The sequence below is a fragment of the Streptomyces xanthophaeus genome (assembly GCF_000725805.1).
GTDB classification, from domain to species: domain Bacteria; phylum Actinomycetota; class Actinomycetes; order Streptomycetales; family Streptomycetaceae; genus Streptomyces; species Streptomyces xanthophaeus.
Genome location: NZ_JOFT01000011.1, coordinates 435332 through 456868 on the forward strand (window position 1 = coordinate 435332; position 21537 = coordinate 456868).

General features: G+C 74.1%; 18 protein-coding genes. 7 read left to right on the forward strand and 11 right to left on the reverse strand.

Annotation, left to right across the window (positions count from 1 at the left end; all coding sequences use genetic code 11):
• The first annotated feature begins 81 nt into the window (after positions 1-81).
• The gene (locus IO30_RS0105605; RefSeq protein WP_031139873.1) at positions 82-3510 is read left to right on the forward strand and encodes a molybdopterin-dependent oxidoreductase; all 3429 of its coding nucleotides are present in this window, start codon (positions 82-84) and stop codon (positions 3508-3510) included.
• 77 nt (positions 3511-3587) lie between these two features.
• On the opposite strand, the gene IO30_RS40105 is transcribed toward IO30_RS0105605, so the two are convergent.
• Positions 3588-4229: a dioxygenase family protein gene (locus tag IO30_RS40105; protein ID WP_237403348.1), complete on the reverse strand. Its 642-nt coding sequence runs from the start codon at positions 4227-4229 to the stop codon at positions 3588-3590.
• Positions 4230-4544: 315 nt separating this feature from the next.
• Here IO30_RS40105 and IO30_RS0105615 point away from each other — a divergent pair, with 315 nt between their 5' ends.
• The gene (locus IO30_RS0105615; protein WP_031139876.1) at positions 4545-6320 is read left to right on the forward strand and encodes an oleate hydratase; all 1776 of its coding nucleotides are present in this window, start codon (positions 4545-4547) and stop codon (positions 6318-6320) included.
• Between the two features lie 32 nt (positions 6321-6352).
• Here IO30_RS0105615 and IO30_RS0105620 read toward each other — a convergent pair whose 3' ends face one another.
• Complete coding sequence (locus IO30_RS0105620) at positions 6353-6796, reverse strand: MarR family winged helix-turn-helix transcriptional regulator (RefSeq protein ID WP_031139877.1); 444 nt, start codon at positions 6794-6796, stop codon at positions 6353-6355.
• A gap of 105 nt (positions 6797-6901) precedes the next feature.
• On the opposite strand from IO30_RS0105620, the gene IO30_RS0105625 reads away from it, so the two are divergent.
• The 3 genes from IO30_RS0105625 (at position 6902) to IO30_RS0105635 (ending at position 8951) form a co-directional block, all read left to right on the forward strand.
• The gene (locus IO30_RS0105625) at positions 6902-7294 is read left to right on the forward strand and encodes a nuclear transport factor 2 family protein (protein WP_031139878.1); all 393 of its coding nucleotides are present in this window, start codon (positions 6902-6904) and stop codon (positions 7292-7294) included.
• Between the two features lie 156 nt (positions 7295-7450).
• Complete coding sequence (locus tag IO30_RS0105630; protein WP_031139879.1) at positions 7451-7807, forward strand: hypothetical protein; 357 nt, start codon at positions 7451-7453, stop codon at positions 7805-7807.
• Positions 7808-7916: 109 nt separating this feature from the next.
• A complete protein-coding gene (locus IO30_RS0105635) occupies positions 7917-8951 on the forward strand; it encodes a helix-turn-helix domain-containing protein (protein WP_031139880.1) in 1035 nt (344 codons plus the stop codon).
• An 87-nt stretch (positions 8952-9038) separates the two neighbouring features.
• Here IO30_RS0105635 and IO30_RS45235 read toward each other — a convergent pair whose 3' ends face one another.
• Complete coding sequence (locus tag IO30_RS45235) at positions 9039-9560, reverse strand: hypothetical protein (RefSeq protein ID WP_031139881.1); 522 nt, start codon at positions 9558-9560, stop codon at positions 9039-9041.
• 92 nt (positions 9561-9652) lie between these two features.
• Complete coding sequence (locus IO30_RS0105645; protein ID WP_031139882.1) at positions 9653-10270, reverse strand: flavodoxin family protein; 618 nt, start codon at positions 10268-10270, stop codon at positions 9653-9655.
• Positions 10271-10414: 144 nt separating this feature from the next.
• Here IO30_RS0105645 and IO30_RS45240 point away from each other — a divergent pair, with 144 nt between their 5' ends.
• Entirely contained in the window at positions 10415-10561 is a 147-nt protein-coding gene (locus IO30_RS45240) for a hypothetical protein (RefSeq protein ID WP_157853113.1), read from the forward strand.
• A gap of 128 nt (positions 10562-10689) precedes the next feature.
• Here the strand turns inward: IO30_RS45240 and IO30_RS0105655 are convergent, their stop codons facing one another.
• From IO30_RS0105655 to IO30_RS0105685, 7 genes are all read right to left on the reverse strand, one after another.
• Complete coding sequence (locus IO30_RS0105655; protein WP_031139884.1) at positions 10690-11586, reverse strand: arginase family protein; 897 nt, start codon at positions 11584-11586, stop codon at positions 10690-10692.
• Positions 11587-11730: 144 nt separating this feature from the next.
• Positions 11731-12351, reverse strand: a complete 621-nt coding sequence (locus IO30_RS0105660; RefSeq protein ID WP_031139885.1) for a nucleoside/nucleotide kinase family protein — start codon at positions 12349-12351, stop codon at positions 11731-11733.
• 25 nt (positions 12352-12376) lie between these two features.
• The gene (locus IO30_RS46750) at positions 12377-12787 is read right to left on the reverse strand and encodes a putative Ig domain-containing protein (protein WP_031139887.1); all 411 of its coding nucleotides are present in this window, start codon (positions 12785-12787) and stop codon (positions 12377-12379) included.
• Positions 12788-13111: 324 nt separating this feature from the next.
• Positions 13112-13924 (reverse strand): ABC transporter permease, encoded by an 813-nt coding sequence (locus IO30_RS0105670; protein ID WP_031139889.1) that lies wholly within the window; start codon positions 13922-13924, stop codon positions 13112-13114.
• Positions 13921-14979: an ATP-binding cassette domain-containing protein gene (locus IO30_RS0105675; protein WP_078904553.1), complete on the reverse strand. Its 1059-nt coding sequence runs from the start codon at positions 14977-14979 to the stop codon at positions 13921-13923. The genes IO30_RS0105670 and IO30_RS0105675 overlap by 4 nt, the downstream gene beginning before the upstream one ends.
• Positions 14980-15086: 107 nt before the next feature.
• Positions 15087-16247 (reverse strand): hypothetical protein, encoded by a 1161-nt coding sequence (locus IO30_RS0105680; protein WP_157853115.1) that lies wholly within the window; start codon positions 16245-16247, stop codon positions 15087-15089.
• Positions 16248-16376: 129 nt separating this feature from the next.
• A complete protein-coding gene (locus tag IO30_RS0105685; RefSeq protein ID WP_051901921.1) occupies positions 16377-18143 on the reverse strand; it encodes a putative Ig domain-containing protein in 1767 nt (588 codons plus the stop codon).
• Positions 18144-18526: 383 nt separating this feature from the next.
• Between IO30_RS0105685 and IO30_RS0105690 the strand changes: the two genes are divergently transcribed.
• The gene (locus tag IO30_RS0105690) at positions 18527-21517 is read left to right on the forward strand and encodes a helix-turn-helix transcriptional regulator (RefSeq protein ID WP_051901923.1); all 2991 of its coding nucleotides are present in this window, start codon (positions 18527-18529) and stop codon (positions 21515-21517) included.
• Positions 21518-21537 lie beyond the last annotated feature (20 nt).

Consider the following 21537-nt stretch of genomic DNA (forward strand, 5'->3'; position numbering starts at 1 on the left):
CCGCTGGAGGGGCCGGGGGTACCGGGTGTCCCCTGGAAGGGACGGCACGTCCGCCGTCCCTTCCAGAGGAGGTGCCCGATCGTGGTCGTCCGGGTCGAGGAGAAGCGCGGGTTCTGCACGCTGTGCAAGTCGCGGTGCGGGGCCGTCTTCACCGTGTCGGACGGCAGGCTGACCGGGGTCAGGCCGGATCCGGAACACCCCAACGGGGCCGCCCTGTGCCCCAAGGGCCGCGCGGCCCCCGAGATCGCCCACAGCACGGGCCGGCTCACCACTCCCCTGCGCCGTACGCGGCCGAAGTCGGACCCGGATCCGGGCTGGGAGGCGATCTCCTGGGACGAGGCCCTCGACGAGATCGCGGCCAGGATCGGTGCGATCGTGGCCGAGGACGGGCCCGAGGCCGTCGCCTTCGGCGTCGCGACGCCGTCCGGCACCGCGGTCTCGGACGCCACCGAGTGGATCGAGCGGTTCGTCCGCCTCCTGGGCAGCCCGAACACCGTCTACAGCGCCGAGATCTGCAACTGGCACAAGGACTTCGCGCACGCCTTCACCTTCGGCTCCCCGCTCCCGGCTCCCGACTACGCGCACGCCGACCTCGCCCTGCTGTGGGGGTTCAACCCGGCCAAGACCTGGCTGGCGCAGTCCGTGGCGCTCTCCGCCGCGCACGCCCGCGGCATGGAGCTGGCCGTCGTCGACCCGCGCCGCTCCACCAGCGCCCTCGGCGCCGACCACTGGCTTCGCGTCCGCCCCGGCACCGACGCCGCCCTCGCCCTGGGCCTCGCGCACCTCCTGATCGAAACCGGCGGCTACGACGAGGAGTTCGTCCGTTCCTGGACCGACGCCCCGCTCCTGGTCCGCTGCGACACGGGCCGCTTCCTGCGCGCCACCGAACTCCCGGACGGCGCCGGGGGCACGGCCGGCGAAGGCGACGCGTTCGCCGTCTGGGACGAGGAGACCCGCAGCGCACGGCCGTACGACACCACCCGGGCCGCGGTCCGGCCGGAGCGGTTCGCCCTGCGCGGCGCCCGTCAGGTGCGCACGCGCACCGGCACGGTCCGCTGCGAGCCGGCCTTCGAGCACTACGCACGGGCGTGCGCGCCGTGGACCCCTGGGCGGGTGGCGGCCGTCACCTGGATACCGGAGCGGGAGATCCGCGCACTGGCCGAACGGATCGCCGCCGCGCGGTCGGTGGCGTACTACGCCTGGACGGGCGTCGGGCAGAGCGCGAACGCGTCCCAGACCGAACGCGCGCTGGCCACCCTCTACGCGCTGACCGGTTCCTACGACACGCGGGGCGGCAACCACGTCGCTCCCCCGCCCCCGTACCGCCCGGCGACGTCCCTCGCTCAGTTCGATCCGGCGCAGCGCGCGAAGGCGCTCGGGCTGGACGAGCACCCGCTGGGGCCGCCCGCCTCCGGGTACGTCAACGCGGGCGACCTGTGCACGGCGATCGAGACGGGCCGTCCGTACCCGGTGCGCGCCCTGATCGGCTTCGGCTCCAACCTGGTGGTCTCGCAGCCCGGTTCCGACCGCACGGCCGCCGCGCTGCGCGCGCTGGACTTCCAGGTGCACCTCGACCTGTTCCACAACCCCACCTCCGCGAGCGCCGACCTCGTCCTGCCCGTCAGCAGCGCGTACGAGCACGAGGCGCTGCGCTTCGGCTTCGAGACCGGCCACCGGGCCCAGGAGCAGGTCCAGCTCCGGCCGCGCGTCGTCGAACCGCAGGGGGAGTCCCGTTCCGACACCGAGGTCGTCTTCGACCTGGCGGTCCGGCTCGGCATGGGCGGGCAGTTCTTCGGCGGGGACGTCGAGGCCGCCTGGGACTGGCAGCTGGAACCGCTCGGGCTGACGGTCGCCCGGCTGCGGGAACGGCCCGGCGGCGTACGCGTGCCGCGGGAGCGGACGTACCGCAAGTACGCGGCCCCGAGCGGGAGCGGCGACGGGGGCGACAGCGACACGGTGGCGGGTTTCCGGACGCCGACCCGGCGGGTCGAGTTCTACTCGGAGCGGCTGCTGGAGCACGGCTACCCGCCCGTGCCCGAGCACCGGGACCCCGCGGCGCCGGACGCCGCCTTCCCCCTGGTGCTGACCTGCGCGAAGCACGGCTACTTCGTGCACAGCCAGCAGCGCTCCCTCAACTCGCTGCGCCGTCGCGCCACCGACCCCGCGGTGGACCTCCATCCGAGCACGGCGGCCGCGCGCGGGATCCGCGAGGGCCAGTGGGTGGAGCTGTCCACCCGGCTCGGCTCCATCCGCCTGCGGGCGCGCTTCGACGAGTCGCTGCACCCCGCCGTCGTGGTCGGCGAGTACGGCTGGTGGCAGGGGGCCACGGACCTGGCCCTGCCGGGCGCCGATCCGACGGATGCCGGGGGACACAATTTCAACCGGCTCGTGGACCACGCCGTCAGCGACCCGCTCAGCGGTTCGGTCCCGCTGCGTTCCGGGGTCTGCGAGATCCGCCCCGCTGCCGACGACGGGGCCTGGACCGGCTTCCGGCCGTTCACCGTCACCGCCGTCGACGACGCCGCAGCGGGGCCGGGCGCGGGCGTGCGGAGCCTGCGGCTTGAGCCCGTCGACGGCGGTCCGCTGCCCGACCACCGGCCGGGCCAGCACCTGACGGTGCACGCGGGCGACGCGGCCCTCGCCCGCAGCTATTCACTCACCGGTCCCGCCGCCGAACCCGGCCGCCGCACCTACGGGCTCGCCGTACGGCACGTGCCGGGCGGCGCCTTCTCCACCCTCGTGCACGAGCGGCTCGGGCCCGGCGACCGGCTGTACCTGACCAGCCCCGGCGGCGTGTTCGCGGTCCCCACCGACACCGGGCACCCGGTGGTGCTCCTCGCGGGCGGGATCGGCGTGACCCCGTTCCTCAGCTACCTGGAGACCCTCGCCGCCACCGGGGGCACGGTGCCCGAGGTGGTCCTGCACCACGGCAACCGCCACTCGGCGGATCATCCCTTCCGCGACCGGATCCGCGCGCTCGAAGCCCGGATCCCGCAGCTGACGGTGGTCGACCACTACGCGCAGCCCCTGCCCGGCGACGCGGCGGGCACCGACTACGACCGGGCCGGTTTCGTCACCGCCGATGACGTGGCACCGGGGCTCCTCGCCCGCCGTGCCCGGTTCTACCTGTGCGGGCCGGCTCCGATGCTGGCCTCGCTGACGCGGGGGCTGCGCGGTCGGGGCGTGCCCGGGTTCGAGGTCTTCAGCGAGACGTTCCGTCCCGAGCGGCGCGAGGTGGCCGTGCCCGACGGGGCCGCGTTCACCGTCACCTTCGCCCGCAGCGGCCGCACGGCCCGCTGGCGCAAGGGCGACGGTCCCCTGCTCGGCCTCGGCGAGCGGGCCGGGGTGAGCATGCCGTCGGGCTGCCGCGTGGGCCAGTGCGAGAGCTGTGCCTGCACCGTCCTGGAGGGGGCCGCCGCACATCTGGTCACCCCCTCGGACGACCTGCCCGAGAGCCAGGTCCTGACCTGCCGGTCCGTCCCCGTCACGGACCTGGTCCTCGACGCCTGAGGCAGCGGCGGGGTGTCAGGCGATCCCGACGGTGTACGCGGCCCGGTAGCCGGCGCCGTCGGCCACGGGGGCCAGGGTCAGGGCGGCCCCGGACTCCCGGTAGCGGCCGTCCCGGCCGTTGGGGTGCTTCGGGCGGTGCGGCGGGCGTACGGCTGGCGCGCGTACAGCTGCTGGAGGAGGTCCTCGGGGAAGAAGAAGTGCGAGGAGGTCTGCGTACGGGCGTCGGGGCGCACCTTGAAGTGGATGTGCGGGGCGAGGTGCGCGTACCAGCCCGGCACGATCGTGCGGAACACGGCCCGGCCCGCGGCGTCGGTGAGCTGGGTGCCGCGCAGGTACCCGTCCCGGGCGTTCGAGTAGGCGCCCTGGGCGTCGGCCTGCCACAGGTCCACGGCGGCGCCCCGCACCGGCCGGCATCCCTCGGAGGCCCGGACGACGGTCAGCTCCAGGCGGAACGGCACTCCCTCGCGGCCGCCGGTGATGTCCGAGCGGACCCGATCGAGGTCCAGGTAGTTGGGTCCGGCGCCCCACTCCGTGGTGAGCACGCAGCCCGGGGTGGCCGTGGCGGGGTGCGGGGCCGCCCGCTCCGGTGCCTCCTGGCGGGTGGTGCGGAGCGCGGTGGAGTCCGTACCGCAGGCGGTGGCCAGCGCGGCGACCGCGGCGGAACCGGCGGCCAGCAGCACCGCGCGGCGGCTGGTGGGGGTGGTCGGGTTCTCGGCCATGCGCATGCCCCTCACGCGTACGTCGGTCCTCGAGCCGCCTGCGGCGGACGCCCGCGACCACCGTGCCGGACGGCGGGGAGGCGGACGGAGGCCGACACGCTCCCCGGCCCCCGGTCAGCAGACAAGATCGCCCCGCCGGGCCGATGCAGGGCCGGGTGCAGGAACGGGTGCAGGAACGGGTGCAGGGACTGGTGCCCGCGCCGGGGCGCGACCTCGCGTATATGCCCATTACATCCCGTTTGCCGCGATACCTTCCCTTGATTGGTCGGGCCTTGAGGTTCTGGGGTCCGTGACATCCGCGAGGAAGAGGTCACCGTGTACTACAGCAGCGGGAACTACGAGGCGTTCGCCCGGCCGCGCAAGCCCGAGGGCATCGAGGGGAAGACGGCCTGGTTCATCGGCTCGGGACTCGCCTCGCTCGCGGGCGCGGCCTTCCTCGTCCGCGACGGACAGATGCGCGGCGACCGGATCACCGTCCTGGAGCGGCTGAAGCTCCCCGGAGGCGCCCTGGACGGCATCAAGGAACCGAAGAAGGGCTTCGTCATCCGTGGCGGCCGCGAGCTCGAGAACCACATGGAATGCCTGTGGGACCTCTTCCGGTCGGTTCCCTCGATCGAGGTCGAAGGCGCCTCGGTGCTCGACGAGTTCTACTGGCTCAACAAGGACGACCCCAACGTCTCCCTCCAGCGCGTGACCGAGCGGCAGGGACAGGACGCGCACACCGACGGCCTGTTCGCGCTGAGCGACCGCGCCCAGAGGGACATCCTGAAGTCCTTCCTCGCCTCCCGTGAGGAGATGGAGGGCAAGCGCATCAACGAGGTCTTCGGCCGGGAGTTCCTCGACAGCAACTTCTGGCTGTACTGGCGCACGATGTTCGCCTTCGAGGAGTGGCACAGCGCGCTGGAGATGAAGCTCTACCTGCACCGCTTCGTGCACCACGTGGGCGGGCTCCCCGATCTGTCGGCCCTGAAGTTCACCAAGTACAACCAGTACGAGTCGCTCGTGCTCCCGCTGACCAGGTGGCTGCTGGAGCAGGGCGTGACCTTCCGCTTCGACACCGAGGTCACCGACATCGACTTCGACATCGACGCCACCAGCGGCCGCAAGCAGGCGACCCGCATCCACTGGACCTCCGCGGGCGAGGCGGGCGGCACCGACCTGGGTGAGGACGACCTCGTCCTCACCACGATCGGGTCCCTCACCGAGAACTCGGACAACGGCGACCACCACACCCCGGCCCGGCTGGACGAGGGCCCCGCCCCGGCCTGGGACCTCTGGCGGAAGATCGCTCGCCGCGATCCCTCCTTCGGCCGCCCCGAGGTGTTCTGCGGCAACATCCCGGAGAGCAAGTGGGAGTCGGCCACCGTCACCACGCTCGACCCCCGCATCCCCCGGCTGATCGAGAAGATCGCCCGGCGCGACCCCTTCAGCGGGAAGGTCGTCACCGGCGGCATCGTCACGGTGCGGGACTCCAGCTGGCTGCTGAGCTGGACGGTCAACCGGCAGCCGCACTTCAAGCAGCAGCCCGCGGACCAGATCGTCGTGTGGCTGTACGGCCTGTTCACCGAACGCCCGGGTGACTACGTGCGCAAGCCGATGCAGGACTGCACCGGCGAGGAGATCACCCAGGAGTGGCTCTACCACCTCGGCGCCCCGGTGGAGGAGATCGCCGAACTGGCCGCGACCGGCGCCCTGTGCGTGCCCGTGATGATGCCGTACGTCACCTCGTTCTTCCTGCCGCGCAGGGCGGGTGACCGTCCGGCCGTGGTACCCGAGGGGGCCGTGAACTTCGCGTTCATCGGCCAGTTCGCCGAGACGACCCGGGACACGATCTTCACCACCGAGTACTCCGTACGCACGGGCATGGAGGCCGCCTACCAGCTGCTCGGCATCGAACGCGGCGTACCGGAGGTGTTCGACTCCACCTACGACATCCGCACGCTGCTCGACGCCGCCTCCCGGCTCCGGGACGGCAAGCCGCTGGGGCTGCCGGGACCGGAAGCCCTGCGCAAGCACCTCCTGCACCGGCTGGACTCGACGGAGATCGGCCAGCTCCTGACGGAGGCCGGGCTCCTGCCCGAGACCCCGTAGCCGACCCCACCCACGCGCCGGCGCTCCGGCCCTCAGGTGAACGGGCCCTCGGCGACGAAGCGGCGGAGGTGGACGGCGAAGGCCTCGGCCTCCTCGGCCGGCCACGAGGCGAGGCCGTCCGAGATCCGGTCGGACAGCCGCCGTCGCAGCACCTCCACCGTGCGCTCGCCCTCGTCCGTGAGGGCGAGCAGGGTCGCCCTCCGGTCCGCGGGATCGGGAGCCCGCCGTACGAGTCCGGCCGCCTCCAGCCGGGAGGCGCGGCGGGTGACGCCGGAACGGTCGAGTCCGACGTCGGGGGCGAGGTCGGCGGCGCTGCACGGTCCGGTCCTGGCCAGGCCACTGAGGACCGGGTAGGTCAGTTCGTCCACCGCCTCCCCCATGCCGGCGGTCAGCGTCCGGTGCAGTTCCACCCGGGTGCTGCGCCTCAGCAGGACGCCCAGGGCGTCCGCGATCTCGCGTCCCACGTCACTCTCCACCCACCCAGAATAGCGTGCGAGGCGCACGCATGTGCGTTAGGCTGAGCGCGAAGCGTGCGCTCCGCACGCATATTCTCCGGGCGTGACACCCGAAGGGACCCCGCCATGCACCGCACCGGCCTCGCCGCCGCGCTCACCGACCTGCTCTTCACCCCCGGGCTCGACCTCCACGAGGCCGCCGACCGCCACTTCGCTCCCGACTACCGCCAGCGCACGAACGGGAACTGGGACGACCGGGACGAGTTCCTGAAGCACATAACCCACCTGCGCACGGTCGTGGCGGAGGGCTCCGTCGAGGTCCACGACGAGCTGTACGACGGCCTGCGCTACGCCGACCGGCACACGGTCCGCGTCACGAAGAAGGACGGGTCCACCGTCCGGACCGAGGTGTACCTCTTCGGCGAGCTCGCCCCCGACGGCCGCTTCCGCCGCATCGAGGAGGTCACCCTCATGCTCGAGGGCGTCGACGCGGACCGGGATCTGGGCAGCGCCCGCTGACGCAGGAGCTGCCGGGCGACGGCATGGGTCCGAACGGGTGCAGGCGCGCGGACGCGCCGTACCGCGCGATCACGGCGGATCGATTCGCCTCCGCCGGCCTTCCTAGGGTGGGGCACCAGTCCACCTTGATCATCTTCGGAAGGGACCCATCCCGTCATGAAGCTCCGCAACACCGTCGCCGCCGCACTGGGCGCCTTCGCCCTGGTCCTGACGCTGCCCGGATCGGCCCTGGCGGCCCAGGGCGACTTCCTCTACAAGTACGTCGACGACCACGGCCAGGAGCAGCACATCACCCTGCACGACCCGCACAGCGGCAAGTGCATCAACCTGTACGCCGTCGGCAACGACCTGATCCCGCCGGGCTACGGCCCGCACAACCGGACCGACACCGCCGTCACCCTCTACCTCGGCGCGAGCTGCACGGGCGACGAGTGGCGGCTGCGGGCGAACGGCAACCGGGCCAGCGACCGGCTGGAGGTCCGCTCCATCCGCTTCGACGACCCGAACGCGTAGCGGAGCCTGCGGGGAACCGCATCCCCGTGCAGTGTGGGCCCTGCCGGTTCGGCGGGGCCCGCCCGACCCGTCCCGGCCGCCCGGCCGTCGGCGCACCTGTCCTCGTGCCATGGAGGCACTTGCCGTACGACTGTCGGGGCTCGATCCGTACGCCGAAGGCGCGATCCGCGTCGTCGCGTTCTACGACACGTTGATGCGCCGCCGGGTGGACCTCCCGGCGCTCGCCCGGTCCTCGGCGGGCCCGGCCGAGTGCGTGGCCGGGATCCAACTGGCCGGTGCAGGGCGGTCGATACGCGTCGGCCCCGAGGGCACGGAGGTGTCGGGCCCGCCGGTGACCGTCTCCGCCACGGCGCCGGTCACCCTCGACGACGAAGAGATCGGCACGGTGTGGCTGGAGCGCGCCGGAGCGCCGAACCCGCTCGACGAGGTGCTGCTGGAACGGCTCGCGCTCGCTGCCGCGGCTGCCGTCGAACGGTACGGCCCGGCCCGCACCACCATGGCCGACCCCGCCCTCGTCGAGCTGGCGATCAGCTCCGAGGACGACGAGGCGGCCAGGGCCAGGGCCCTGCGGCTGCTGGGTTTCGCCGCCGGACTGCCCGTCCGTGTCCTCGCCGTACGCTCCCGGCTCCCGCTCGACCGGCTCGGCAGCCTGGTCTGCCCGGCCCGCCCGGTCAAGGCGGCCCAACTGGGCGACGTCGGCGTCATCCTGGCCGCCGGCGTGGACCCGGCGCGGTTCCCGCAGGGGGTCCGCGCGGGCATCGGCGCCGCCGACAGCCCGGGCCGGTCCTGGCAACAGGCCCGTACCGCGCTGCGGTTCACCGGCCCGCGCGAACCCGTGGTCCGTTACGCGGACTTGGGCGCACTGGCGCTCCTTGCCGAGATCCCGCAGGGCGCCGTGCGCGAGAACGCGGACGTCGCCGCGATCGCCCGTCTGGCCGGTGACCGGGAGGACCTCGAAACCCTGGAGGCCTACTGCGTCACCGGTTCCCTGCGCCGCGCCGCCGACCTCCTCCACCTGCACCACAGCAGCGTCGCCCGCCGCATCGAACAGCTCGGCAGGAGCCTGGACATCGAGCTCACCGGACCCACCGGACCGACCCGGGCCAGGATCGCCCTCGGCGCGTGGCGGCTGCTCGACAGCTGACGGCGGGCCGGATACCTCGTACGAGCGCGGCCCCGCCGGTGTGACACCGACGGGGCCGCGTTCACGCGTCAGTCGACGCGGGGGGCGTCAGAGGACGTTCTTCGATGCGCTGACGACGACGCATTCCTTGTACTCGCTGCCGTCGCCCTTGCCGGTGTACGGGGTCGTGGCCTCGGTCTGCTGGGAGGCTCCCGCCTTGACCTTGAGTCCGGTCACCTTGGCCTGGGCGGGGCTCGCCGTCGAGGCGGCGTCCCCGCGGAACTTCATCGTGATGCCGTAGGTGTAGTCCACCGAACCGCTGTTGGTGACGGTGAGCTTGGCCACGAGGTTCTTGCCCGCGTCGTCGAGCTTGCAGGCATCGATCTTGATGTCGCGCTCGGCCTTGTTGCTGCTGCTGGAGCCACCGGGCACGGAAGCTCCGCCCGAGGTGCTGCTGGAGCTGCTGTCGCTGTCGTGGTTGCCACCGGTGCTGCCGCCGCTGGAGCTGGAGCTGGAGCCCGAACCGGAGCTACTGCTGTCGCAGCTGCCGCCGTGGGAACCGCGGGCTCCGGTGAGTGCGACGACTGCGATCCCGAAGACGGCAACCGCACGGACATGACGAAACTTCACGTTCAACCCCGTTGAAATATCAGTGAGCGAGACAGCCCGCCTTGACGGGCACACGTCACCCTAACAGCGGTCCGACGGTGCTCCGCGCACGTCTACCGGGCGGCGGGCCCGGCCTCGTACGGGAACCGGGCGAGCGGGGCCTCGCCGTCGAAGAAGGTCTTGGCGCGGACCATGGCACGCTCGTCGGCCTTCACCTGCCCCGGCCGTGAGCCGTTGCCGAACAGGACCCCGCCGAAGTGCATCCGCAGGTACGCCGCCGAGTGGTTGAGGCTGGTCGCCAGACCGTCGGCGACCACCTCGTCGTGGTCCGACATGACGGTGACGCCCCACAGGGTCCGGCCCGCCATCCGCCGCTTGAAGTCCAGCCCGGGCACCGCGAGCCAGCCCGACCAGTAGTCGAGGTAGCGCTTGGTGTGCGCGGAGAGGGAATACCAGTACAGCGGGGAGGCGATGACGATGTCCGTGGCCTCCAGGGTGGCCTGTCGAAGCAGTTCCTCGTCCTCGCTGACGGGCCACGCATCGGTCTCGTGCCGCCCGTCCTGGAAGTCGGGCAGCGCCAGCCCGGCCAGGTCCACCCACCGCTGGGGCACATCGCCGGGCAGCTGTTCGGCGGCGGCCCGCGCGAGCATCTCGGTGTTGCCGTCGGGGCGGGAGCTGCCGAGGACGAAGAGGAACGAGCGGTCCGCGCCGCGGGGCGTCTCGGTGGTCATCTCTGCTCCGTTTCTCTGACCCCCGGGTGCGGGGGAATCGGGTGCGGTGATCCGGTGTCTTCACCGCGTCCAACCCCCGCGGCCTGCACGGCTATTCCGGCACGGGCCGAGCAGACGGCTCCTGCCGTGCGGAAGGATCCCGGCATGCTCCTGCCCACCGACGGCGTCACCCCCGTTCCGCGACTCGTGCTCGTCGACGACCTCCAGACGGACGACGGGTACTTCTGCACCCTGTCCGCCCCGCTCTTCCTGGCGCCCGGGTCCGCTTCGACCGCAGCAGCCTTCGCGTGACCCGGGCGAACGGCGAGGCCTTCGCACCGGTCGGCACCTGGGGCGTGCGATGCCGCATCCGCCGCTGCGCCGCCCCGCGGGCCGGGGGCTGAGCGGACCGGCCCGCCTGCTCCGCACGGTCCGGTGGCTCAACTCGTGCGGGCGGTAAGGGCTGACAGACCGCGGTTCAGGCATGTGGCCAGGCGCGTCGCGATCGTGCCGCCGGGGTCGAGGCGGGGGTTGAAGATCGTGACGTCGAGGCCGACGGCCCGATCGCCCGCCAGTGCCGTGCGGAGCACGGCCTCCAGTTCGGCCCAGCCGAGCCCGCCGGGGATCCGGTAGTCGACGGCGGGCATGACCGCGTCGTCCAGGACGTCCACGTCGAGGTGGACCCAGTACCCGGCGCTGCCGTCATGCGTGAGCAGGCCGATCGCCGTGCGTGCGGCCGTGGCGGCGCCCGCCGCGCGCACGGCGTCGAGGCCGAACGTGTGGAGGCCCGGCGGCAGCGGCTGCATCCCGGCCTCCCGGGACTCGGCGCCGTCGCGGAAGCCGAAGGCGACCACGTCCTCGTCGCGGAGCAGGGGCCCGCGGCCTTCGAGGTCGGTGAGCAGCCGGGGGCCCCGGCCGGTGGCCAGGGCGAGTTCCATCGAGGCAGCCTCGCCGGCCGGCTCCGCCGCGGGCTGGTAGAAGTCGGTGTGGCCGTCGAGGAACAACAGCCCGTGGCGACCGCGGCGGCGCAGGGCGAGCAGGTTGCCGAGGAGGATGCTGCAGTCCCCGCCGAGGACCACGGGGAAGCGGCCGTCGTCGAGGACGGCCCCGACCTCGTCGGCGAGCCGGACGGAGTACCGGGCGATCCCGAGGGGGTTGAGCACCCCGGTGGCGGGGCCCCGCCGGGGGTCGTACGCGGGTGCCTCGATCCGGGCGGCGCGCAGCGCCCCGGCGCCGTCGAGCAGACCGGCGTCGAGCAGGGCCGTCGGCAGGTCCTCGACGCCGGAGGGGCGCAACCCCAGTACGGACGGTGCTTCGATGATCGCCGCTTCGCGCACGTCGGTGCTCCTTCGCCGGCCGGCCGGTCGAGGACCGCCGTCACAGGTCCATGGTCCCGCACGGGGGACGCGGTGCCGAGCCGAGCCGGAAGCCACCGCCCCCCGGCGGCCCGCGTCAGGGCGGGCCGGGCGGCCGGGGCGCGGTCAGCCGGTGTCGACGACGAGGTCGGCGCGGTGGCGGCCGGGGGCGACGAGGCGGGCGTTCGGCTCGTCCGAACGGGCCACCCAGTCCTGCGCGTGGGCCCGCTCCTTGCCGTGGCGTACGTGCCGGTCGACCAGGCGTCTGACGCGCCGGTCCTCGTCGGGGGCGAGGTACCAGGCCTCGTCCAGCAGCGTCCGTACCGAGGCCCAGTCCCCCTCGTCGTGCAGCAGGTAGTTCCCTTCGGTGATCACCAGCGGTACGGCGGGGGCGACGGGGATGCTGCCCGCGATCGGCTCCTCCAGGGAGCGGTCGAAGGCGGGCGCGTACACCGTCGTCCCGCCGGTTGCGCGCAGGCGGCGCAGCAGGCAGACGTACCCGGCCGCGTCGAAGGTGTCCGGGGCCCCCTTGCAGTCGGCGCGGCCCAGCCGGGCCAGCTCCGCCTGGGCGAGGTGGAAGCCGTCCATCGGGACCACCACGGCCGTGTCCGGCCCGAGGGCTTCGGCCAGCCGGGCGGCCAGGGTCGATTTCCCGGCCCCCGGCGGCCCGGCGATGCCGAGGATCCGCCGGCTGCCGGGGTCGGCCAGTGCGGCCGCCCTCGCTACGAGTTCCGTCGTCGTCTGCACCTGCGTATCCTGCCGGACCGGTGGGTCAGCAGCGCGGGCAGGCGTCGCGGATCACGCGCCAGGTGAAGCTGGTGGCGGCGGAGGTGCCGGTGGCGTCCGTGGCGGTGACGGTGACGGTGCGGGTCCCGCTGCCGCGCAGGAGGCCCGAGATCAGGCCGGTCGAGGCGTTGATCGAGGTTCCTGCGGGCAGGTTCACGGCCGACCAGGCGTACGGCGCGGTCCCGCCGGTGGCGGTCATCTGGAGGTGGGCGGCGTCGTACTGGTAGTCGACCTGGTTGCCCGGGTTGACCACGGCCGGGGCTGCGGCCGCGGTGCGGACGACCGGTGCGGCGCTCTGCGGTGCGGCGACGGCGGGGCCGGCCGGTGCGGCCAGGACGGCCGCGAGGCCGAGGGCCAGGGCCGCCAGGCGGCGCGGCGTGCGCGAGGGAGTGCTCAACGGGACCTCCGAACTCGTCGGGAGGCGCGGACGGTCCCGGTCAGGGTTCCGGGCGCCGCCACCCCCCTTGCTGGGTGAGGGCGTTCGAGGTGCAGTGGGGCGTCGGCATCATAAGTGGCCCCGGCCGAGCCGTCGATGGCGCCTCGGGGACCGCCCGCCCCAAGGGGCGGGCCCCACCGTCGACCACCTGACCCTGGCGGGAGGTGAGTTCCCCACCGCCGCGGCCCTCCTCGCCTGGCTCCGCCACGTCGAGCGACACAGCGGATCGAGGCCGCGCGCCTGACACCCCCGGGCGCCGGGCGGCGGCCTCCGCGCGCCCTCGGCTCAGCGGTCCTGGGACCGGTACGCGCGCATCGCCAGCGGCATGAAGACGGCGGCGATGCCCGCCGCCCAGAGCAGGGACCACAGGATCGGCCCGCCCGCGGGGGTGCCGAGCAGGAGGCCTCGGAAGGCGTCCGAGAGGTACGTGACGGGATTGACCTCCACCCACGCCTGGAGCCAGCCGGGCATGGTGTCGACCTCGGCGAAGGCACTGCTGGTGAAGGTGATCGGGAAGATGAACGTGAAGGCGTATACCTGCACCTTCTCGGGGTCCCCGGCCACCATTCCGATCAGAACCGCCGTCCACGAGACGGCGGCGGCGAATATGAGCAGCAGCACGGCCGCGCCGATGAAGCCCATGACGCCCCCGCTGACCTCGAAGCCCAGCAGCATGCCCAGTGCGACCATCAGGCACATCGCCCAGAGCTGCTTGGCCAGGTCGGCCGTGATGCGTCCGAAGAGCGGTGCGGAGCGGGCGATGGGCAGGCTCCGTAGTCGGTCGAAGACCCCTTTGGTGAGGTCCGAGTTCAGCGACATGGCGGTGTACATGCTCATGAAGAGGGTGTTCTGGACGATGATCCCGGCCAGCGCGTACTGGAGGTACGCCTGGGGAGACCCGGCCATCTGCCCGCCGAAGACGTAGGTGAACAGGAACACGAACATGATCGGCGTGACGCTGTAGTCGACCAGTTCCAGCGGGTTGTGCTTCACCGAGACCAGACTGCGCCACGCCATGGTCGCCGTCTGCTGCACGGCTGCCAGGGGCCGGACCCGGCCGCTGCGGCCGAGGCCGTCGGCGATCGTCGTGGCGGTCATGACGCCCTCCCCGCCTTCACGGGCCGGCCGTCGGCGTCGGCCTCGACGCCCGGGTCCGCACCGCCCCCGCCCCCGCCCCCGCCCCCGTCTCCGTCTCCGTCTCCGTCGTCCGGACCGCCACCGGGCTCCGCGCGGTGTCCGGTCAGCACCATGAACACCTCGTCGAGGGAGGAGCGACGCAGGGTGAGTTCACCGACCTCGATGCCCGCCTGGTCGAGCCTGCGGACGACGCTCGGCATGAGCCCCGGATCGTTGACCGGGGCGGTGATCCCGTCCCCCTCGACCTTCGCCTGCGGTCCGGCGGCCTCGGTGATCAGTGCGTGCGCCGCTCCGAGGTCCGCCGCACGGGCGGGGCGCAGTTGCAGCACCTGCCCGCCGACCTGCGACTTCAGCTGGTCGGGGGTGCCGTCGGCGATCACCGCGCCCTTGTCGATCACCACGATGTTGTCGGCGAGCCGGTCCGCCTCGTCGAGGTACTGCGTGGTCAGGAGCGTGGTCATGCCCTCCGAGACCAGGACCCGCAGCATGTCCCACACCTCACCGCGGCTGTGCGGGTCGAGCCCGGTGGTCGGCTCGTCGAGGAAGAGGATCCGGGGCCGTCCGACCAGGCTGGCCGCCAGGTCGAGGCGCCGCCTCATTCCGCCGGAGTAGGCCTTGGCGGCCCGTCCCGCCGCGTCGGTCAGGTGGAAGCGGTCGAGCAGCTCGGCGGCCCGGGCCCTGGCGTCCCCGCGGGGCATGCCGAGCAGCCGGCCGATCATCAGCAGGTTCTCGGTACCGGTCAGGTTCTCGTCGACGGCGGCGTACTGGCCCGTGAGCCCGATCAGGGAACGCACGCGCCCCGCCTGCCGTACGACGTCGTACCCGCCGACCTCCGCACGCCCCTGGTCCGGCAGCAGGAGGGTGGCGAAGATGCGGACCGCGGTCGTCTTCCCGGCACCGTTGGGCCCCAGCAACCCGCACACGGTCCCCGCCGGAACCTGGAGATCCACCCCGGCCAGCGCCTTGGTCTCCTTGAACCGCTTGGCCAGGCCTTCGGCCTGGATCGCGTGCGTCATGGGATCACCTCGTCGTCCCGTGGAAGCGCCGTCGGTCCCCTCAACTGTGACCCATGCCACTGACAGTCCGCCTGCCGGTGGGTACGGCGGTACGCGCGTGGCCCCCGTCAGCCGTCGATGCGCTCCAGCGCCTCGCTCAGCGCGCGGCACAGTGCCTCGTCCTCCAGGATGTTGCGGCACCCCGCGTAGACGCCGGTGGTGCGCTTGGGTTCGTCCAGCAGCTTCCGCAGGACGGGACCGGCCTGCGCGGCCGGTGTCCCGATGGCTCCCAGGGCACGGACGGCCTCCCTGGTGGGAAAGGCGGGGTGACCGGCCCGGGCCGGTTCGAGCGCGCCGACGAGTACGGGAACGGATTCGGCGCTCTCCCCGGTGATCCGCCACCAGGCGTGCGCCGCCCCGACCCGGGTCCAGGTGCCGGGCGAGGCGAGCAGCCTGTGCACCGCGTCCGCGTGGCCCGCGGCGGCCGGGCCGAGGTCGGCGAGGTGGCTGAGGGCCGGACGGCTCGGTCCGGCCTCGACGGCGGCGCCGCAGACCGCGAGGGCCAGTGAGGTGTCCCCGGTGATCCTCCAGTGCGCCCAGGCCGCCGTCTGGACGCCGTGCCAGCGGCGCGCGGGCCACTTCCCGTCGGGGTCCTGGGGGTGGATGCGTCCGAGGGCGATGTCCGCGAGCACGTCCGCCGCGGCCGCGGCCCCCGGTCCGATGCGGCCGAGCGCCTGGACCGCGTCCCGGGCGTGCGGGGTGTGCAGGTGGGTGATCAGCTCGGGCGTCGCGGGGGCGGCCTCGGCGCCCCACAGGGTGAGCACGTCGATGGTCGTCTGGTGGCTCTCCCGTTCAGGGCGGATGCGCAGCCCGGTGCGCATCGCGGGGAGCAGCGCGGCCGCGGGGAGCGCGGCGAAGGTCGGAGCGTGCCGGCGGTCGTTGGCGAGCGCGAGCGGTCCGCGCTCCAGTGCGGCGCCGAGCGGGCGCAGGGCGCGCGGGTCGCCGGTTCCGGCCAGGGCGAGCATGATCCTCTGCACGCACCCTTCGCTGGTTTCGGCCGGTGGACGGGCGACGAACGCGGCGAACCGGTCGGCGTGCGCGGCGACGTGTCGGCCCGCCTCGGGCACCAGGTCGTACGCAATCCAGCGGATGTCCGGGTCCCGGTCGGTGGCGGCCACCGCGAGCAGGTCCCACAGGCCGTGCGGCGGGTTCCGGTACTGACACACCATGTGGGCGGCGGCGATCAGCTCCTCCTGACGCCGCCGATGTCTGCGTCTCGTCCACAGCACGTCCCGGACCCCCCTGAGCACCGATCTTGATGATGGTGCACAGGGTGCCATGCGACGCCCGGGCGTCGGGCGTCGGCAGCCGTCGTCTCCTGCCCCCTCGTGTCCAGGAGACGACGGCCGTGTGCGGGGTCAGGACCAGACGGTGAAGGTGACGGTGACGGAGGCCTTCTTGCCCGCGGCGTCGGTGACGGTCAGGGTCGCGTTGCGGAAGCCCCAGCCGCTCGGGATGCCGGAGATCACCCCGGTGGACGCGTTCACGCTGAGCCCGGCCGGGAGGTTGACCGCGCTGAAGACGTACGGCTTCGTACCGCCGGCGGCCGTGAGCGGGAGGCTGACCGGGCGGCCTGCGTAGACGTTCTGGCTACCGGGGCTTGTCAGCGTCGGGTTGCCCGTTCCGGGGGTGGTGACTGTCCAGGTGAAGGTGGTGGTGCCCTTCTTCCCGGCGGCGTCGGTCGCGCTGATCGTGACCTGGCCGGTGCCGGCGGTGGTGGGAGCGCCGGTCACCGTGCCGGTCGCGGCGGCGATGGACAGGCCCGCGGGCAGGCCGCTCGCGGACCAGGTGTAGGGCGCGGTGCCGCCTTCGGCGGTGTTCTTCAGTTCGACCGGGGTGCCGGTGGCAGTGGTCTGCGCGGAGACGGCGGCGACGGTGACCTCACCGGGTTGCGGGGTGGAGGTCACCAGCGAGGCACCGAACCGGGTGAGGGCCTCGTTGACGGGCTGGAAGATGGTGTACTTCTCCCCGCTGCCGCCCGAGCAGGTGGCCTCACCGCCTCCGGAGTGGAGGCCCACCGCCTTCCCGCCGGTGGCGCTGACGTAGCTGCCGCCGGAGTCACCGCCCGCGGAGCAGGCGCTGGAGTAGGAGAGGCCGTCGATGACGACGTTGCCGTAGTTCACGCTCTGGTTGACCTTGGTGACCGAGCCGCACTGGAAGCCGGTGGTCTGGCCGGAGCGGCAGACGGCCGTACCGACGATGCCCTCGGCGGATCCGGTGACGGTGACGTCGCCCTTGCCCCAGCCGGACACCGTCGCGCTCAGGGCCCAGGCGCTCTGGTCGACGTCCACGATCCCGAAGTCGCCCTCACGGGAGTTGACGCTGCCGACGCCGCCCTTGTTGGAGGTGCCGACGCGGCTCCCGTCCTTGCCGTAGGCGGGCTGGTCCACGTCGTTGGTGCAGTGACCGGCCGTCAGGTAGGCCCGGGCGCCGCCTTGGGTGCGGGTGACGGGGAAGCCGATGGAACAGGGGCTCTCGCTGCCGGGTATCCACTTCTCTCCGCCGACGACGTTGCCGCCCTGCTGGCGGGGCAGGTCCTGGGAGTCGACGATCCGGACGAGGTCGCCGAGGCCCGCGAGCCGGGTGCGCAGCGCGGAGGTCGCCTCGGTGGACCGGGCCGGGGCGAGGGTGACCTCGACCCGGTTGCCGCGCACGTCGGTGCCCCAGGACACGAGGCCGGGCACGCCCTCGGCCCAGCGGCCCACGGTCTGCACCGCCTCGTCCAACTGGGCGCGGGAATAGCGGACCTCGTGGGCCACGGCGCCCGTCTTCCGGACGGCAGCTCCGTCCGTCGCCGTGACGGCTGCGTGCAGGCGGCCGTCTCCGGCGTCGAACCACAGCCCGGCGATCCGGTCGCCGACGGTGGCGCGCAGGGAGGTCGCGGCGCGGTGTGCCGCCCGCTCGGCGGCGATCCGGTCGCGGACCCCGTCGGCGCTCAGCCCGAGGTCGCGGGCCATGGCGGCCAGGACGTCGGCGGGTACGGACTCGGCTGCGGGGAGGGAGGTTCCGGCGGAGGTGTCCGGGGAGGCGGTGGTACCGGCGTGGGCCGGCATCGCGGCGAGCCCGGCCAGGGTGGCCGCGGCCACGAGACCGGTCAGGACGGAGCGGCGGGTTGCGACGCGCATGGGCGGAGCGTTCCTTTCGGACAGGGGGCCGCTGGTGACGGGCAATCACCGGCGGGCTGGATCGTCCGGAGGGCGGAACGCGGGGCGGGGAAGGGGGAGCTGAAGGGCGTCCACCGACCGGAACGGCCCACAGCGTCACGGCCCGGCGCCGTCGGCGGTATCCGGGCAGGCCCTTGCATCGCGGACCCCGGATAGCGGACGCGCGGACCGCGCGGACCCTGCGCGGGGCGTCCGGAACGGGTGGCGAGGAGGGCCGGCGAGGGTGCGGGGGCGGCGGCCGGGGCGGTCCGCGACCGGTCGGGGCATCGGGGAAATCCCTTGCGGTTCCCCCGATCCGTCACCGGCGGCTGTCCCCCGGGCCGGACGACGCCTACCGTGCCGGTGTGAACGGACACGGGGGCACGGACATCGCGGACCGCGCGGGGGCTGACAGATGGACCACCCTGGTCACCACGGCCTGCGGCCTGCTGGAGCGGCACGGGCGGCTGGCGGTGTCCGGTCCGTGGGGGGCGGGGAAGACCACACTGCTCGACGACGTGGCCGCCCGGGCGGCCGGGCGCCGCTGTCTGCGCGTCCACAGCCAGGACGGCGACCAGGAGGTGCCGTACGCGGCGCTGGCCCAGCTCCTCGACGTCCCGGTGCCCGACGTCCCGGTGCTGGACGTTGCAGTGCTCGACGTCCCGGTGCCCGACGTCCCGACGCCCGGTGCTCCGACGCCCGGCGTCCCGGTCCCCGGTGTTCCGATGTCCTGTGTTCCGGTGCCCGACCCGGCCTCGCCAGGCGTTCCGCCGCCCGGGGCCGGGCAGTTCCCCGGGCAGCACCCGCACACCGCCGCCGTACGCCTGCGGCTGCGGCTCGCGCTGGCGGAACTCCTCGGCGGCGGGGAGCCGGTACTGCTCCTCCTCGACGGCGCCAACTGGGTGGACGCCGCCAGCGCCGACGTCCTCGGCTACTGCGCGCGCACCCTGCCGCCGGCCCGGCTGGCCGTCGTGGCCGCCGAACGGACCTCGGGTCACCCGGCTTTCGCGGCCCGGATCCTCGGTGGGCACCCGCCCCTGCTCCAGGTGCCCGCCGCGGACCGCCTGGAGACGGCGGCCGCCCTGGAACGGTCCGGCCTGCCCGCCCGCTGGGCCGCGCCCGTGCACCGGTACTGCGGCGGCAACCGGGCCCTGCTGGCCGCCGGTTGCCGCTCCCTCGCAGGAACGGGCGGCCTCGCCGGTGCCGGGGGCGCCGCCTCGTCCACGGATTCAGGCACGGATCCAGGTGCGGAGACGAGTACGGGTACGGGTACGCAGGCCCGTACGCATGCGCCCGAGGCCGACCGGTACGGCCTGCCCGGGCGCCGCCAGGTCCGTGAACTCGCCGCGCTGTGGCTGGCCACCGTCCCCGCCGAGGTGCGCACCACGCTCCGGATCGCCGCACTCGCCCGCCACCCCGATGCCGACCTGCTGCGCCGCGCGGGCTGCCCCCGGGCCGAGGACCACCTCGAACTCGCCGTCCGCTGCGGCCTGCTCACCCCGGACGACGTGTCCGGGCCGGAGGGTGCGACCCCGCCGCGGACCCGGTTCGCCGCGGATGCCCTCGCCGAAGCCGCCGCCACCACGGCGACCGCCCTGGAACGCCGCCGCATCCACGGCGCCTTGGCCGAAGCCGTCCACGACCCGGTCCGGCGCGCCCGCCACCGCGCCCTCGCCCAGGACTGCGCCGACCAGGCCACGGCTGAGGACACCGCGCAGGCAGCGGCCGTCGCCCGGGGCGCGGGCGAGCGGCTCCTGGCCGCCGAACTGATGCTGCTGGCCGCGCGCCTCACCCCCGCCGACCGCCCTTCGCTCCGGCTGGACCGGCTGTGCGACGCGGCCCGGGACGCGGCCGCGGCCGGGTCCGCCGACCTCGCGCAGCAGGCCGCGTCCCGCATCGCCGAGGACCGCGGCAGTCCTGCCCAGCAGGTGCACGCCCTGCTGGCCGTGGCCGACGCCCGGGGCCAGGACCTCGCCGGGACGGGGTCGCTGCTCGCCACCGCCCGCAGGACCGCCGCCGGGGATCCGGCGCTGCTCGGCGCCGTCGAGCTGCGCTCCGCGGTGCAGGCCAACGTCGCCGCTGGTGACGCCGCCCTGGCCCTGCACCACGCGGGCGCCGCGACCGTACTGGCCCGGCAGTGCGGCGACACCCCGCTGGAGGCCGCCGCGCTGACCATGGCCGCCCGGATGGAACGGGTGCTGGGCCGGCTGGACAGCGCCCCGGTCACCCTGGCCGCGGCCCTCGCCCTGGCCGTGCCGCCGCCCCGGATCGGCATCCGCAACAGCCCGGAGTACCTGGCGGCCCGGCACGCGGTGTTCGACGGGCGCCTCGTACCGGCCCGCCGCGCCCTGACGGACCTGCTGGCGACGGCGCAGGCCTCCGGCGAGGCGGAGGACCTCGTCGACATCTGGCGCAGCCTCGCCGAGGTCGACTCCGGCCTCGGCAACTGCTCCCGCGCCCTGCGCTGGGCAGCGATGGCTCTCGACCTGACCGCGGCGGCCGGCCTCTCGCCCGGGCCCGCCTGGTACACCGCAGCCCTCGCGCACAGCCACGGCGGCAGTTTTCCGCAGGCGCTGCGGTACGCCGCGCAGGGGCTGCGCGCCTCCCGCGAGGAGCACGACACCCTGCACACCACCCGCAGTCTGTGGATCCTGGGGGCCGTGCACCTGCACCAGGGCCACGTGGAGGAGGCCGCGACGGCGCTGGCCGAGGTGGACGTGCTCGAAGCGCACGCCGGGGCCGCCGATCCCGCGGTCCTGCGCTGGCAGGCCGACGCCGTGGAGGCCTTCGCGGCGTCCGGGCGGACCGCCCGCGCGCACGCCCTCCTGGACCTCATGCAGGAATCCGTCGGACCCCACAGCGGCCACGCCCCCCTGCGCGCCGCGCTGACCCGGGCCCGGGCCGCCTGCCTCCACCTCGACGGGGCGCACGACGAGGCCGTCGAGCTCCTCGCGGACGCCGCCCGTTCCTTCGTGGCGCTCGGCCGCCCCGTCGAGGAGGGCCGCGCCCACCTGGCCCGCGGACGCGTGGAGCGCCGCCGGCGCCGTGCGGCCGCCGCCCGTACGGCGTGGGAGCGGGCCCGTACGGTCTTCGAGGAGGCGGGGGCCCGCCCCTGGACGGCGCTCGCCGACGACCACCTCTCCCACCTGGCCGGCCGGCCGCCCGCGGCGTCCTCACCGGAGCTGACCGAACACGAGCTCCGGCTCGCGGGCCTGGTCTGCGCGGGCGCCACCAACCAGGAAGCGGCCCAGCAGATGTTCATCTCGGCCAAGACCGTCGAATCGACGCTCAGCCGGATCTACCGCAAGCTGGGCATCCGCAACCGCACCCAGCTCACCGCCACCCTGGGCCCGTGACGTTCGCCCGTACGGACCCC

What these genes read in the sequence shown, in the direction of transcription:
- IO30_RS0105685 (WP_051901921.1), bottom strand. Translation starts at nt 18,143, where the DNA reads ATGCGCGTCGCAACCCGCCGCTCCGTCCTGACCGGTCTCGTGGCCGCG.
- IO30_RS40105 (WP_237403348.1), bottom strand. Translation starts at nt 4,229, where the DNA reads ATGGCCGAGAACCCGACCACCCCCACCAGCCGCCGCGCGGTGCTGCTG.
- IO30_RS45240 (WP_157853113.1), top strand. Translation starts at nt 10,415, where the DNA reads ATGCTCCTGCCCACCGACGGCGTCACCCCCGTTCCGCGACTCGTGCTC.
- IO30_RS0105630 (WP_031139879.1), top strand. Translation starts at nt 7,451, where the DNA reads ATGAAGCTCCGCAACACCGTCGCCGCCGCACTGGGCGCCTTCGCCCTG.
- IO30_RS0105625 (WP_031139878.1), top strand. Translation starts at nt 6,902, where the DNA reads ATGCACCGCACCGGCCTCGCCGCCGCGCTCACCGACCTGCTCTTCACC.
- IO30_RS0105645 (WP_031139882.1), bottom strand. Translation starts at nt 10,270, where the DNA reads ATGACCACCGAGACGCCCCGCGGCGCGGACCGCTCGTTCCTCTTCGTC.
- IO30_RS0105635 (WP_031139880.1), top strand. Translation starts at nt 7,917, where the DNA reads ATGGAGGCACTTGCCGTACGACTGTCGGGGCTCGATCCGTACGCCGAA.
- IO30_RS0105675 (WP_078904553.1), bottom strand. Translation starts at nt 14,979, where the DNA reads ATGACGCACGCGATCCAGGCCGAAGGCCTGGCCAAGCGGTTCAAGGAG.
- IO30_RS0105670 (WP_031139889.1), bottom strand. Translation starts at nt 13,924, where the DNA reads ATGACCGCCACGACGATCGCCGACGGCCTCGGCCGCAGCGGCCGGGTC.